Origin of the sequence: Streptomyces sp. AHU1, from assembly GCF_045343905.1 — a bacterium.
In the GTDB taxonomy this organism is placed as follows: domain Bacteria; phylum Actinomycetota; class Actinomycetes; order Streptomycetales; family Streptomycetaceae; genus Streptomyces; species Streptomyces triticiradicis.
Genome location: NZ_CP174283.1, coordinates 9,255,217 through 9,268,646, shown reverse-complemented (window position 1 = coordinate 9,268,646; position 13,430 = coordinate 9,255,217). Strand labels below are relative to the sequence as shown.

General features: G+C 71.4%; 11 protein-coding genes and 2 pseudogenes. 9 read left to right on the top strand and 4 right to left on the bottom strand.

Features of this window, described 5'->3' with window-relative positions:
* Positions 1 to 518: 518 nt before the first annotated feature.
* Both ACICHK_RS40895 and ACICHK_RS40890 read left to right on the top strand, forming a co-directional pair.
* Positions 519 to 3,200 carry an FAD/NAD(P)-binding protein gene (locus tag ACICHK_RS40895; protein ID WP_406841086.1) on the top strand — a complete coding sequence of 894 codons (2,682 nt, stop codon included), beginning with the start codon at positions 519 to 521 and terminating at the stop codon, positions 3,198 to 3,200.
* 9 nt (positions 3,201 to 3,209) lie between these two features.
* Positions 3,210 to 3,482 (top strand): annotated as a pseudogene (locus ACICHK_RS40890) (zinc ribbon domain-containing protein); the annotation flags it as partial.
* A gap of 483 nt (positions 3,483 to 3,965) precedes the next feature.
* On the opposite strand, the gene ACICHK_RS40885 reads toward ACICHK_RS40890, so the two are convergent.
* Positions 3,966 to 5,237: an RNA-guided endonuclease InsQ/TnpB family protein gene (locus ACICHK_RS40885; protein ID WP_406841085.1), complete on the bottom strand. Its 1,272-nt coding sequence runs from the start codon at positions 5,235 to 5,237 to the stop codon at positions 3,966 to 3,968.
* A gap of 156 nt (positions 5,238 to 5,393) precedes the next feature.
* Between ACICHK_RS40885 and ACICHK_RS40880 the strand changes: the two genes are divergently transcribed.
* Positions 5,394 to 5,603, top strand: a complete 210-nt coding sequence (locus ACICHK_RS40880; RefSeq protein WP_406841084.1) for a DUF6059 family protein — start codon at positions 5,394 to 5,396, stop codon at positions 5,601 to 5,603.
* Between the two features lie 81 nt (positions 5,604 to 5,684).
* Here ACICHK_RS40880 and ACICHK_RS40875 read toward each other — a convergent pair whose 3' ends face one another.
* Both ACICHK_RS40875 and ACICHK_RS40870 read right to left on the bottom strand, forming a co-directional pair.
* Positions 5,685 to 6,107 carry an ATP-binding cassette domain-containing protein gene (locus tag ACICHK_RS40875; RefSeq protein ID WP_406841083.1) on the bottom strand — a complete coding sequence of 141 codons (423 nt, stop codon included), beginning with the start codon at positions 6,105 to 6,107 and terminating at the stop codon, positions 5,685 to 5,687.
* A gap of 434 nt (positions 6,108 to 6,541) precedes the next feature.
* Complete coding sequence (locus ACICHK_RS40870; RefSeq protein ID WP_406841082.1) at positions 6,542 to 8,659, bottom strand: MMPL family transporter; 2,118 nt, start codon at positions 8,657 to 8,659, stop codon at positions 6,542 to 6,544.
* A 624-nt stretch (positions 8,660 to 9,283) separates the two neighbouring features.
* On the opposite strand from ACICHK_RS40870, the gene ACICHK_RS40865 reads away from it, so the two are divergent.
* The 5 genes from ACICHK_RS40865 (at position 9,284) to ACICHK_RS40845 (ending at position 11,655) form a co-directional block, all read left to right on the top strand.
* Positions 9,284 to 9,745 carry a carboxymuconolactone decarboxylase family protein gene (locus ACICHK_RS40865; RefSeq protein WP_406841081.1) on the top strand — a complete coding sequence of 154 codons (462 nt, stop codon included), beginning with the start codon at positions 9,284 to 9,286 and terminating at the stop codon, positions 9,743 to 9,745.
* Between the two features lie 291 nt (positions 9,746 to 10,036).
* Complete coding sequence (locus ACICHK_RS40860; protein WP_406841080.1) at positions 10,037 to 10,447, top strand: VOC family protein; 411 nt, start codon at positions 10,037 to 10,039, stop codon at positions 10,445 to 10,447.
* The gene (locus ACICHK_RS40855; RefSeq protein WP_406841079.1) at positions 10,447 to 10,968 is read left to right on the top strand and encodes a helix-turn-helix transcriptional regulator; all 522 of its coding nucleotides are present in this window, start codon (positions 10,447 to 10,449) and stop codon (positions 10,966 to 10,968) included. Before ACICHK_RS40860 ends, ACICHK_RS40855 begins: the two co-directional genes overlap by 1 nt.
* 5 nt (positions 10,969 to 10,973) lie before the next feature.
* On the top strand, positions 10,974 to 11,165 hold the full coding sequence (locus ACICHK_RS40850) for a hypothetical protein (RefSeq protein ID WP_406841078.1): 192 nt from the start codon (positions 10,974 to 10,976) through the stop codon (positions 11,163 to 11,165).
* Positions 11,166 to 11,241: 76 nt separating this feature from the next.
* Positions 11,242 to 11,655: a VOC family protein gene (locus tag ACICHK_RS40845; protein WP_406841077.1), complete on the top strand. Its 414-nt coding sequence runs from the start codon at positions 11,242 to 11,244 to the stop codon at positions 11,653 to 11,655.
* A gap of 13 nt (positions 11,656 to 11,668) precedes the next feature.
* Here the strand turns inward: ACICHK_RS40845 and ACICHK_RS40840 are convergent, their stop codons facing one another.
* Positions 11,669 to 12,901: an RNA-guided endonuclease InsQ/TnpB family protein gene (locus ACICHK_RS40840; RefSeq protein ID WP_406841076.1), complete on the bottom strand. Its 1,233-nt coding sequence runs from the start codon at positions 12,899 to 12,901 to the stop codon at positions 11,669 to 11,671.
* Between the two features lie 23 nt (positions 12,902 to 12,924).
* Here ACICHK_RS40840 and tnpA point away from each other — a divergent pair.
* Positions 12,925 to 13,354, top strand: a pseudogene (gene tnpA / locus ACICHK_RS40835) (IS200/IS605 family transposase).
* Positions 13,355 to 13,430: the final 76 nt, after the last annotated feature.

Below are 13,430 nucleotides of genomic sequence, written 5' to 3'. Positions count from 1 at the left end.
AACTGATCGATGCCGGGTCCTGCGGGCCCCCGGACGTGTGCCCGGGGGCCTCGCCGTGCCGGGGCTCACGCCTCCTTGCCGGCTGCGACATGCCCAGGCCGTCATCCCCGTGGTCGCGGGGAGCACGTGCCGGACGCGGTGGTGCCGACCGGTTGGCGGGATCATCCCCGCAGGTGCGGGGAGCGGATCGGCGCTACCCCGCCGTGGCCCGCGTGCCGGGACCTCCTCTCCCCCTCGTGCGGACATGGAGCCGCGGATGACCGGGGTCCGCCCGCCTCGCGACCGTTCCTCGACCCGTGGTCGAGCGAGGTGCCCAAGGATGCCGTCGGGTGAGGGGTGAGAGACCTCCGTTCGACGTGAGGAGTGCGTATGTGCAAGGTCGTTTCCCGTGACGGCACCACGGCCCCCTGCGAGAAGACAGGGGGCTGCCCCGCGACCGTCCCGGGCTGCTGCACGGCAGGCGGGGGCTTCACCGGCGTGCGCACGAACGACGCCCCGGGCGCGGGAAGTCGGCTCTGATGCGCCGCGTCGCGGTCGTCGGGGCCGGCGCGGCGGGGGCGCTCACCGCGGTCCAGCTGATGCGGCAGGCCGACCGGCTCGGCCAAACGGTCGGGATATGGCTGATCGACCCGGCCGGGCGGACCGGGCCGGGTGTCGCCTACGGCACGTCCGATCCGCGCCACCTCCTCAACGTGCCCGCCGGCCGCATGAGCGCCTTCCCCGACGACCCCGGGCACTTCCTGCGCTGGCTGACGGACCGGAACCCGCACACCGAGCCCGGTGACTTCGTTTCCCGCCAGGTGTACGGGCAGTACCTGAGCGACCTCGTCGAGCGCACCGCCGACGCCTGCGGGCACGCCCGCCTGCACCGGGTGCGGGATACGGTCGTCGCCGTACGCGGGCAGGGACCGGGGCCGGTGCTGCGGCTCGCCGGCGGCGGTGAGCTGCGGGTGGACGCGGCCGTGCTGGCGCTGGGCAGCCTCGCCCCGGCACAGGACTGGGCCGGCGCCGAGCTCAGGGGATCCGGGCGCTTCGTCGCCGACCCCTGGGCGCCGGGCGCGCTCGAGGGCCCCGCCGAGAAGGGGGACGTCCTGCTCGTCGGCACCGGTCTGACCATGGTCGACCTGGCCGCCACGCTGGCCCGCCCGGACCGCGTGGTGCACGCGGTCTCCCGCCACGGGCTCCTTCCCCAGGAGCACCTGCCCTGCGCGGCCCCGGCGGTGAAGGCGCCGCCGGACCTGGACGGTTCGCGCGGTCTGGACGCGCTGCGCCGCGGCGTGCGACGGCACCTGTCCGCCACCCGGCGCGCCTGCGGGGACTGGCGCCCCGCCCTGGACGGGCTGCGCCCGGTGACGGCGGCGCTGTGGCAGCAGCTGCCCGTATCCGACCGGGCCCGCTTCCTTACCGAGGACCTGCGGACCTGGGAGGTGCACCGCCACCGCATGGCACCCGCGACCGCGGCCACGCTCCGCGAACTGCTGGCGTCGGGCCTGCTGCGAACCGGCGCCGGGCAGGTGGCCGGTGCCGTGCCGGTCGACGGCGCGGTGGAGGTCGCCCTCAGCGACGGCACACGGCTGCGGGTCGGCACGGTGGTCAACTGCACCGGGGCCCCAACGGGCCCGCGCAACGCGATGGACCCCCTGGTGCGCTGCGTGCTGGACCGCGGATACGGCCGCACCGGCCCCGCCGGTCTGGGGCTGGACACCGCCGGCGACGGGCGGCTGGTGCCCGCGGCCGGCGCCCCGGTCCTGCGGCTGTGGACGATCGGGGCCGCGCGGCGCGGGAACCTGCTGGAGACCACCGCCGTTCCGGAGATCCGCGCGCAGGCCGCCGAGGTCGCCGGCAGCCTGCTGGACGTGCTCACCGACCGCCGTGCCCCCGCGCCGGCCGACCGCTACGGGCAGCACCTGAGCACCTCGCCCGAGGCGGCACAGCTGTACGACCGGGCCCTGGAGCGCATCCTGGCGGGCAGCCTCGGCGCCGAGGAACTGCTGAACCAGGCCGTCGCCGTCGACCCGGACTTCGCCGTCGGCCACGCGGCTCTGGCGCTGCTCGGCCACGAGCCCGGAGGCGCCGGACAAACGCCCCCGGCGCTCGCGTCCGCCCGGCGGGCCGCGGCCGTGCGGGCGAACGAGCGCGAACGCAGCCTGGTCGCCGCGGTGGACGCCTGCCTGACCGGTACCGAGGAGCGGGGCAAGGCGGCCCTGCTGGGCCACATCGCCGGCCATCCCCGCGACGCGCTGGCGGTGAGCGCGGCCGTACCGACCGTCTCCTTCAACGGTGTGACCTGCGGCGAGGAGGCATGGGCGCTGGTCGAGGGGCTGTCGGGAACCTACGGGGACGACTGGTGGTACCTGGGGCAGCTGGCCTTCGTCCGCCAGGAACAGGAGCGCTGGGAGGAGGCCGAGGCCCTGGCCTGCCGGGCGCTCGCCGCACAGCCCCGCGCGGGGCACGCCGTCCACGCCCGGGCCCACGTGTACTACGAGACCGGCGAACACCGTGCCGGCCTGGCCTGGCTGGACGAGTGGCTGCGCCGGCACGGGGACGGGGCAGGTCACCGTTCCCACGTCTCCTGGCACGCCGCCCTGCACGAGCTGTCGCTCGACGACCGGCCCGCGCTGCTGCGCCGCTACCGACAGGAACTCATCGCCTGCAAGGTGAGCGGGGGCCGGCTGCTGGTCGACTCCGCCTCGATGCTGTGGCGGGCGCGCATGACGGACAGCTGGAGCGGCGAACTGCCCGTCGCCGAACTGCTGCACGCCGCCCCACGGCACTGGCTGGACGCACCGGCGACCGGCTTCGCGGCCCTGCACGGCGCACTCGCCCTCGCCGCCGCCGGGGACCTCGACGCCCTCGGGCAGTTGCGGGCCCACGCGCTGGCCCACCACCAGGCGGTGTTCGCGCTGGTGATCGCCCCGCTGTGCGAGGCGCTGTCGGCCGTCGTCCGCGAGGACTGGGCACAGGCGGTACGGCGCCTTCGGCCACTGCTCGCCCTGGTGGCGCGCACGGGAGCCAGCAGGGCCCAGCAGGAAGTGGTCGAGGAGACCCTGCTGCACGCCCTGATCGCGGGAGGCGAGTACGACCGGGCGGCACGGCTGCTGGCGGATCGGCTGGACCGCCGCGCCTCGCCGCTGGACCGGCGGCGGCTGGACGCGGTACACGGACGGCATGCGGGATGGCGTGCTCCCGCCGTCATCTGAATTTCTCCGTGGTACGGACGTGGGGTGATCGCCGTCGACCGGTGGTTCCCCTCCTCCAAGCCGTGCTCCGCCTGCGGCACCCTCCAGGAGCGGATGCCGTTGAATGTCCGCACCTGCACATGCGGCTGCGTCACGGTCCACGACCGGGACGTGAACGCGGCGAAGAACCTGCCGGCCGCCGGACCGGCGGTGACAGCCTGTGGAGCCGGTGCACGACCTCAACGGAGCACTCCGGGCGGGCAGTCGGCGACGAAACAGGAAAACCCACAGCGTGAGCCGTAGGAGTCCCCCTCCCTCAGGAGGGAGGGGGAGCCAGGCGTCCTCTCTTCGGCGGGTCGACGGCCTTTTGGGGCGTGTTTTCGATCTGACCGGCACGTGCCGCGTGCGACTGCGGACGCGGGAAGGCAGTTGAACGCTTCCCGGGCGGCTCCGGCCCGTCCGGCGAGCTCGCCCGGCGTCGCCGCAAGCGCGGCGCGGCAGGGCCCGCCGGGTGGTCCGGACCGTCCGGCCTGCGGTTGCGCGCGGCCGGTCCGCGCCTGGCCACCGGCCGCGCCGTCCGCCGATGGGTGACAGGTAAGGGCCTGCCCGGACGGGACAGCGGCACAAGGCGGTTGCAGGCCGAGGCGGGCACAAACGGCGGTGGAGCGGTTCTCGACCGTGCTTGAGGCGGCTGTCCAGTGTTTCTCGGCCGCACCCCCAGAAGATGGTCTGAACGGCCCGTCACCACGGCCCTGAAGTGAGGTCGGACTTGGCATCCTCCCCGCCCTAAAGGGCGGGGATTCCCGCCTGGCTGCCGGTGGTGACCGGCTGGGCCTTCGGGTGGGTTCCCCGTTCAACAAGCCGTGCCCGGTGTGGGATTTCCACCCCAGGACTGACCGGCCCTCCAGGGGCGTTTAGCCTCTCCGCCTGCCCGGCGGCGAGGATCACTCGCGACGCGTTGAGGTCACGATCATGTTCGGTACCGCAGCCCTCGCACCGCCAGATACGCACGTGCAGCGGCTTCTTCCCGTCCACGACCCAGCAGACCGAGCACGTCTGCGAGGAGGGCAGCCAGCGGGAGACGATGCCGACGTGCCGGCCGTAGCGGGCCGCCTTCTCCTCCAGCACGCGGCGGAACATGCCCCACGCAGCATCGTGCACGGACTTGGCCAGGCGGGTACGGGCCAGGCCGGAGACCGCCAGGTCCTCGAGGTAGACCGCTTGGTTGTCGCGGACCAGCCTCGAAGCACTCTGGTGGCACCAGTTCCTGCGCGCATCGGCCACCCGGGCGTGCGCACGGACGACCTTCAGCCGGGCCTTGGCCCGGTTCTTCGACCCCTTCACCTTCCGGCTCAACGCCTGCTGTGCCTTCCTCAGTCGACGCTCGGCACGCCGCAGGAAGCGTGGGTTGTCGATCACCTGCCCGTCGGACAGCACGGCGATGGGGGTCCCCCCGGACGGAGTCTGGGGGAGGGTCAGGCCCAGGTCGATGCCGACCTCGGACGTGACGGGCGCGAGCGGCTCGGGCTCGACCTGAACGACGAAACTCGCGAAGTACCGGCCCGACGAATCCTTGACCACGGTCACCGACGACGGAGCCGAGGGCAGCGAACGCGACCAGCGGACCAGGACGTCCCCGATCTTCGCGAGGTTCAACCGTCCGTTGTCCCGCAGCCGGAACCCGTTCCTGGAGAAACGGATGGCCTGCCGGCTGTCCTTCTTCGACTTGAACACCGGAAGCCCCATACGGCGCCCTGGCCGTTTCCCCGACACCGACGCGAAGAAGTTCGCGTACGCCGTATCGAGATCACGAAGAGAGGACTGCAGGGCGTCCACCGACACCTCGGCGAGCCAGGCCCGCTCGGGCGTCTTCTTCGCGTCGGTGATCACCCGCTTCGCCAGAACACCTGTCGCGATCTTCGACCTGTCCGCCAGGTACGCGGCCTTCCTCGCGGCCAGCGCATCGTTGTGGACCACCCGGGCGCAGCCGAACGTGCGGGCCAGCGCGATGCGCTGACCCGGCGTCGGCTCGAGCCGGAAGGAATACCGCAGATACACGCGAGCAACCTAGCGGCCGCCACTGACAACGCCGGTCCGCCCAGGAACGAACCGGCTTTTTCTGCCCTGCTCCGCAGGAGCCTCGTTTCTCCCCCCGCAAGCGGGAGGTGCCCCCACCCCGGCCTAAAGGCCGGGGGTATCCACGAAGGAGACCTGATGATGCGTTCGTTTGCCCGGCGTTGCCTGCGTGAGGTGTACAGCGCCTTGAAGGCATACGGCAGCTACTACACAGGGGTGGATCCCGAACACCCGGAGCGGTTCCTGCGGCTGGAGGACCCCGTGCCCGGGCACCCGGAGCGGCTGAGCCGGAAGGTGCCGCTCACACCGAAGGAGCGGGCGCTCGTCAAGGAGCTGGAGCCGCACTGAGCCCGTCTGCGCCTGCGGATGAACGCCGCTGCCGGGGCTCTTGGGAGCCCCGGCAGCGGCGTTCGGGATACGGGCAGGCGCTCAGGCCGCCGAGCGCTCGGCGATGAACGCCTCCCAGGTGTGCCTGCCGATGTCGTTGTTCTTCAATGTCAGGTTCTCGCCCGCGTGGTAGGCCTCTTCCGGGTACTGGGTGGTCGGCAGGACCGTGGTGCCGTCGGCGACCGGTTGCTCCAGGACGGTCCACAGGTCGCGGCGGCCGCGCGGGGCGAGACCGGTGGTGGGCTCGTCGAAGAAGAGGATCCGCGGGCGGTGCACCAGGGCGGCGGCGAGGTCGAAGCGCCTGCGCCGCCCGCCGGAGCAGATGCGGCTGGGCCGGTCGGCGATCTCGGCGAGCTGGAAATGCTCCGGCAGCTGCGCCGCCCGGGTGCGGACGTCGGCACGCGGCATGCCGGTCGGTCTGCCGAGCATGACGAGGTTCTCGCGTCCGGTCGGGTCAGGGTCCACGGCCGCGTACGGCCGGCCGTGCCGGTCAGCGGGCGGACCCGCTGGGGGGATCTGACGGCGTCGGCGCCGCCGAGCGGGATCCGGCCGGCGTCGGGCGGCGGCAGCGTGGTGAGCGTGCGGGTCGTGGTCGTCCTGCCCGAGGCGTTGGGGCCGGGCGGGCCGACCACCGGGTTGTAGGGGATGGTCGGGTCGGCGCGGTCCGCGTCGTCGTATGCCGTGCAGCTTTCGGCGGGTGGCGAAGGTGCCGCCACCCGCCGCCACCCGCCTCCACGCGGACGAGCAGGCCGTCGGGGGAAGGGGCACGCAGACGCAGGCGGCCGTCCCTCGGCGCTTCGTTGTCCGACATCTCGAAGCGTGAGGAACGGCCGCCCGCGTCGTTTCGGGAAGAACCGCGGATCAGCTCGTCGAGTGACCCGCGACGTCACACCGCAGGCTCAGGCGGTGGACGGCTCTTCGGCCCGGCTCTTGGCGGACTCCTGCGGCGCCGTCTCCTGCGGTGTCAGGCCCGGCCGCCAGAAGCGCGGCCCCAGGTCCAGGGCCAGCGCCGGAACCAGCAGACTGCGTACCAGGAACGTGTCGAGGAGGATGCCGACCGCCACGAGCAGCCCCTGCTGCAGTGCGCTCACCGTGGGGATGGCCGCAAGGACGCAGAACGTGGCGGCCAGCACCACGCCCGCCGAGGTGATGACACCGCCGGTCACCGTCACCGCGGTGAGGATTCCCTCGCGGTGCCCGCGCAGCCGCACCTCTTCCTTCGCGCGTGTCATCAGGAAGATGGTGTAGTCGACGCCCAGCGCGACGAGGAAGATGAAGCCGAACAGCACCAGCCCGCGGTCGATCTTCGCGTGGTCGAGTGCGTGGAACAGCAGCGAGGCCGTGCCGACGGCCGCCGCGAACGACAGCACCACGGACCCGAGCAGCACCGCGGATGCGATGGTCGCCCGCAGCAGGATGAGGAGCATCACCAGCACCACCGCGAGGATCAGCGGGATCAGCAGCGCCTCCTCGTCACCCTGCGCCTCGGAGACGTCGAGCGCCACCGCGCTCTGGCCCCCGACGACCGCGTCGGCTGCCGGCCCGGTCGATCCGTCCAGCGCCGTCCTGATGTCCTGGACGGTGTCCTTGGCGGCAGCGGAGTCCGGAGCGTCGCGGAGCACTGCTGTCAGGTGCGTCCAGCCGCCCTTGGCCGCCTGGGTGCTGACGGAGGACACACCGGGCACCTTGGCGACGACGGCCGTCGCGGCTTGGGCCCCGGCGTCGCGGACGTACACGTCCGCGGGAGCGGACGAGCCGGCGGGGAAGTGCTCGGCCAGGACCTGCTGGCCGGTGACCGAGTCGACCTTGCCGGTGAACTGCTCCGCCTGCGTCTGGCCGGTGTGCACACCGGCGATGCCCAGCGCCATGACGCCCAGCACCAACGCCGTGCCGATCCACACCGCGCGCGGGCGCCGTCCCACGGCCCCGGCGATCTTCGCCCACGTGCCGTGCCCCTGCGCCGAGTTCGGGTCGTATCCGGCGGTGACGCGCGGCTTCACGGGCCAGAACACCCAGCGGCCCAGGATCACCAGCAGCGCCGGCAGCAGCGAGGTCATGGCGAAGAACACCAGGACCACGCCGATGGCGACGACCGGTCCCAGACCCCGGGTGCTGTTCATGCTGCCGAACACCAGGCACAGCGACGCGATCGTCACCGTCGCGGCGGAGGCGGCCAGGGCCGGCAGCGAGCCGTGCACGGCCAGCGACATCGCCGTGTGGCGGTCTTCGTGCCGGTGCAGCTCTTCTCGGTAGCGGGAGATGAGCAGCAGGGCGTAGTCGGTGCCCACGCCCACCGAGATCACCATGAGTACGTAGGCGCTCTGGCCGTTGACCACCAGTCCCGCGTGCTTGGCGAGGAGGTAGACCACGCCGCTCGCCACCTGGCTGGCCAGCCCCACGGTGATCAGCGGGATCAGCCACAGCACCGGGCTGCGGTAGGTCACGAGCAGCAGCAGCGCCACCACGCCGAGCGCGACGCCCAGCAGCGCGCCGTCCATGCCGGAGTAGACGTCGGCGAAGTCGGCGATGCTCCCGGCCTCGCCGGTGATCTTGATGTCGAGGCCGGCGGGGGCGCCGTCGGAGGTGAGCTTGCCGGCTTCGGTCACCTTGTCGGTGAGGACCTTGTTGTCGCTGGGCGAGGTGCGCAGCGGGACGCTCACGAAGGCCGCGACGTTGTCCTTGGAGACCACGGCAGCGGAGACCTTGCCGATGGCCACCTTGTCGGCGAGCCGGGCACGATCGGCGTCGATCCGGGACAGGTCGGCCGGGGTGAGGCCTCCCTCGCGGGCGTAGACGATGACTGCGGTGCTGGAGTCCTTGTCGGCGAAGTACTGCTCCGCGAGCTGCACCGCCTTGGTCGACTGGGCGCTCGACGGCAGCCAGGCCTCAGGGTCGTTGTCCTGTACGTCTGCCAGGCCGGCGGCCAGCGAGCCACCAATACCCATGAGCAGGAACCACAGCACAAGCACGACCCACTTGGAGCGCCGGCCGGCGACGAAGGCAGCGTATCGGCTCACAACGGTTGGGGAGGGAACGGGCGGTGGAACCGTTTCTGTGGGGGATGATGCCGGGATCTGGATCGTCATGTGACGCTCACCGAGGGTCAGGAGCCGTGGAGCGGGGGCTCGTACGGAACTGGGTACACGAAGGTTCTTCACCAGGGGGGTGGAGTCCTGGTGGAGCGTCCCTGGAGTTGGCTTGAACTCGGATTTCCTCGCCCGATGGCGGTGCGTTTCCGGCCGAATTCCTGACTTCGGCCCTATGTGGTCGAGCAGGGGGCGCCCTGTGGGAGCTCAGCTTGGGAAGGGGCCCTCGCCGCTGCTGCGGATCTCGTCGAGCAGCGCGTACGACCGGGTGCCGCGACGCCGGGGTGAAATCGCACCGGTGGACCGGGCACCCGTCAGCTGTGCGGTCGTACAGGAGTGCTTCAGGTTCCCTGGAGCGGTGGCACAGGCACGCATGAGGCTCGCTCGAGCCGTGGCACAGACGCGCTTGAGGCTCCCTAATCGCCGCTGGTCACCGGAGGGGGGGCGCGCCGCCGCTCGAAAGGTTCGCCTCGTTCGCCGGTCCCCCTCGCGGGGCGGGATCCGTCAGTGTTGTGACGGACGGAAGAACGAAGAACACTGCTGAGGGAGTACCCGATGAAGGCTCGTATGACGAACGCCGCCAAGGTTCTGCCGGACGCCATGAAGGGCATTCAGAACCTCTACAAGGCCATTCACCAGGGTGGGGTCGACCAGCACACGCTGGACCTGGTGCACCTGCGCGCGAGCCAGATCAACGGCTGCAGTTCCTGTGTCCACGCCGGCGTCACGGGTGCCAAGAAGGCCGGGGAGACCGACGAGCGCCTGCACGCCGTCGCCGCCTGGCGCGAGACGCCGTTCTTCTCGGACGCCGAGCGCGCCGCCCTGGCACTGACCGAGGCCGCCACCCGGCTGGCCGACCGCAGCGGGCAGGCCGTGCCGGACGCGGTCTGGGACGAGGCCGCCGACCACTTCACGGAGGAGCAGCTCGCCGCGATCATCCTCATGATCGCGACGACGAACTTCTTCAACCGGCTGAACGCCACCGTCCAGGAGCCCGCGGGCGCCGCCTGGAGCTAGTGCCGCGACAGGCACTTCCCCGAGGCCGGCAGGGCGGCCGCGAGGCCGTCCTGCCGGCCGGTGCGCGGGGACGGGAGGGCGGGATCACGGTGGCTTCCCGGATCGCGGCCGCCGGCGGTGCGGAAGGCCTTCGCCAGGAGCGCGGACGGGTGCTCGGGACCGCCCGCGACGAGGCTGCCGAGGCCCGCGAACTCCGGAGGCGGGCCCGCCCCGAGAGACTTTGCCGGGTGTGTCGGGATCGGTCAGGAATCGAGAAGCCCGGTTCACGCAGCCGCCTCTAGCCTGCTCGCCATGGACATCACCCTTCACACGGCTTCTCTGCCGTATGACGACCCGGACGCTTCGCTCGCCTTCTATCGCGACGTCCTCGGTTTCGAGGTCCGCAGCGATGTCGGCCAGGGCAGGACGCGCTGGATCACGGTGGGCCCGGCCGGCCGGCCGGGCCCCTCGATCCTGCTGACACCGCCCGGCGCCGATCCCGGCGTCACCGAGGGCGAGCGCCGCGTGATCACGGAGATGATGGCCAAGGGCACCTACGGATGGATCCTGCTGGCCACCCCGGACGTCGACGCCACGTTCGAGAAGGTGCAGGCCGGTGACACCGAGGTCGTCCAGGAGCCGACCGAGCAGCCGTACGGCATCCGCGACTGCGCCTTCCGCGACCCGGCGGGCAACCTGGTCCGCATCCAGGAGCTTCGCTGATGTGCAAGCCTGAATGGCGGCGTGCACGCATCCAGGCGCAGCGCCTGGCCGATCTCGCGCGGCTGCGCCGCGTCCGCGACCGGATCGACAGGGAATACGCGCAGCCGCTGGACGTGGAGGCGCTCGCCCGTGATGTGGGTGTGTCCGCCGGGCACCTGAGCCGGCAGTTCCGGGCCGCCTATGGTGAGTCGCCGTACGCGTACCTGATGACGCGTCGCATCGAGCGGGCGACGGCGCTGCTGCGGCGGGGCGACGTCAGCGTCACCGAGGTCTGCTTCGCGGTCGGCTGCGCGTCGCTGGGCACGTTCACCACCCGCTTCACCGAGCTGGTCGGCATGCCGCCCGGGGCCTTCCGGCGCAAGGCGGCACAAGCGGCGGCCGACCGTGCCGGTGCTGCGGGTGCCCCCCGCGATGCCGGGTCGGCGATCGAGGTGGAGGGGATGCCGGCGTGCGTGGCGAAGCAGGTCTCAAGACCGGTCAGGAATCGAGAAGCCCCGGCGGCCGCACGGCCCCTACGGTGATGGTCATGGCAACCACCGCTTCCGCCCCGGTCACCACGTCCATCGCGGCCGTCACCCTTGAGGTGGCCGACCTCGAGGCCGCCCGGCGCTTCTACAGCGCCTTCGGCGTGGACACGTACCTGCACCTGCGGGCGTCCGGGGAGCACACCGACCCGGACGGGTTCGTCTGGGAGGCTGCCGCCCCCACACCGTCCTGACCTGCGTTCCCGTGACAGCCGGGCCCCGGCCCGGATGTCCGACACGTACACCTCTACAGCTCCAAGGAGTTACGGCATGAAGGCACACGTCAGCTCGATCCTTCTCGGCGTCCGGGACATGGACCGGGCCAAGCAGTTCTACACCGAGGGGCTCGGCTGGAAGGTCCAGAACGACTACGGCATCTCGGTGTTCTTCGAATCGGACGGCGCCTCGCCCGTCGGCTTCTACAGCCGCGAAGGACTGGCCGACCAGGTGGGCACGGACCATGAGGGCAGCGGCTTCAGCGGACTGGTCCTGACCTACGTCGTCCGCAGCGAGGCGCGGGTCGACGAGGTCATGGCGGAGGCCGCGAAGGCCGGCGCCACGGTCCTCAAGCCCGCCGGCGCTCTGCCGTGGGGCGGGTACGGCGGCACCTTCGCCGACCCGGACGGCTACGTCTGGAGTCTGGGCTTCAGCGCCCAGGGAACCGACCAGCCCTACGCCGAGTGACATCCTCCCGGGCCTAAAGGCCCGGGATTCCAATCTGCTCCCACTGCGGCGACGCGGTGGGCAGCTCCTGGCGGGTTCCTGTTTCGCTGCGCTGTGCCGGCACGGATGCCGGTCTTACCTGCGCTCCACAGGCTGATGCCGCCAGTCCGGCGGCCTTGGCGACGTTGAGCGCCGCGTTGACGTCCCGGTCCAGGACGGTCCCGCACGCCGAGCACGTCCACTCCCGGACGTTCAGCGATTTGGGTCCGTCCTTGACGCCGCATGCGGAGCACACCTGGGAAGTCGGCTCGAACCGGCCGATCCGGTGGAACCGTCGCCCGTACCGGGTGGCCTTGTACTCCAGCATGGCCACGAACGCGGACCATCCGGCGTCGTGGACGGACTTGGCCAGGCGGGTGCGGGCGAGTCCTTTGACACACAGGTCCTCGACGGCGATCGCTTGGTTCTCGCGGATCAGCCGGGTGGAGAGCCGGTGGTGGAACTCGCGGCGTGCGTCGGTGACCTGCGCGTGAGCGCGGGCGACCTTCAGCCGGGCCTTGCCCCGGTTGTTGGAGCCCTTCTGTTTGCGAGACAGGTCCCGCTGCATCTTCTTCAGACGCTTCTCCGCCCGGCGCAGAAAGCGGGGGCTGTCGACCTTCCGGCCGTCGGAGAGGACGGCGAAGTGCCCGAGGCCGAGGTCGATGCCGATCTCTGGTGTCGTCTCGGGCAGTCCCGCGCAGGCGTCCGTCTTGACGACGAAGCTCGCGAAGTACCTGCCCGCCGCGTCCTTAACCACGGTCACGGTGGACAGGGTGGACGGCAGCGTCCGGGACCAGCGCACGGGAACATCGCCGACCTTCGGCAGTCTCAGTTTCCCGCCCGGCGTGATCCGCCACGAGGCGTTGGCAGTGAAGCGGATCGACTGCCGGTTGTCTCGCTTCGACTTGAAGCGCGGTGCGCCCGTCTTCGGGCGCTTGCCCTTGAGCCCGTCGAAGAAGTTCCGGTAAGCGGTGTCCAGATCGCGCAGGGACTGCTGGAGGATCACCGCCGAGACCTCGCCGAGCCAGGCCCGTTCCCATGTCTTCTTCGCGCCCGTCAGGTTTCTGGACAGTTCCGCCGAGGTGACGAACGGCGCCCCCGCGGCTCGGGCCTCCTCGCGGACGCGCAGCGCGTCGTTGAAGACGACCCGCGCACACCCGAACGCCCCCGCCAACGCCATGCGTTGACCGGCGCTCGGGTACAAGCGGAAGCTGTACCGAAGCTGCACAGCGACCACCTTAGCGTTGGCCCATGTCGCCACGATGGGAACCAAACCCCGATATCCGCGCGGGTCGAACAGTCGTCTACAACGTGCATACACACCTGGTGTTCGTCACCAAGTACCGGCGCGGCGTCATGAACGACGAGATGCTGACGCGCTGCGAAGAGGTGATGCGCAAGGTGTGCGAGGACTTCGGCGCCAAGCTGAAGGGAGTTCAACGGCGAGACGGACCACGTCCACCTGCTCGTGCACTACCCGCCAAAGGTTGGCCCGGCCGGCCTGGTGAGCAGCCTCAAGGGCGTCTCCTCGCGCCGTCTGTGTGCGGAGTTCACCGTCCGGGTGAACCGGGCGATCATGTACGGCCGGTTCTGGTCACCCTCGTACTTCGCCAGCTCGTGCGGCGGCCCGCCGCTCCAGGTGGTCAAGGACTACATCGCACAGCAGAAGCGCCCAGACTGAGCGCGGGTATCCGTGGGCGTGGGTGGATGGTGCGGACCCGTGCCCACAGCCGCGGTTAGAGCAGTCCGAAGATGCG

Excerpts from the sequence above, each read along its gene's own strand:
- ACICHK_RS40845 (WP_406841077.1), top strand. The coding sequence starts at position 11,242 with ATGAAGGCACACGTCAGCTCGATCCTTCTCGGCGTCCGGGACATGGAC.
- ACICHK_RS40880 (WP_406841084.1), top strand. The coding sequence starts at position 5,394 with ATGATGCGTTCGTTTGCCCGGCGTTGCCTGCGTGAGGTGTACAGCGCC.
- ACICHK_RS40895 (WP_406841086.1), top strand. The coding sequence starts at position 519 with ATGCGCCGCGTCGCGGTCGTCGGGGCCGGCGCGGCGGGGGCGCTCACC.
- ACICHK_RS40860 (WP_406841080.1), top strand. The coding sequence starts at position 10,037 with ATGGACATCACCCTTCACACGGCTTCTCTGCCGTATGACGACCCGGAC.
- ACICHK_RS40850 (WP_406841078.1), top strand. The coding sequence starts at position 10,974 with ATGGCAACCACCGCTTCCGCCCCGGTCACCACGTCCATCGCGGCCGTC.
- ACICHK_RS40865 (WP_406841081.1), top strand. The coding sequence starts at position 9,284 with ATGAAGGCTCGTATGACGAACGCCGCCAAGGTTCTGCCGGACGCCATG.
- ACICHK_RS40855 (WP_406841079.1), top strand. The coding sequence starts at position 10,447 with ATGTGCAAGCCTGAATGGCGGCGTGCACGCATCCAGGCGCAGCGCCTG.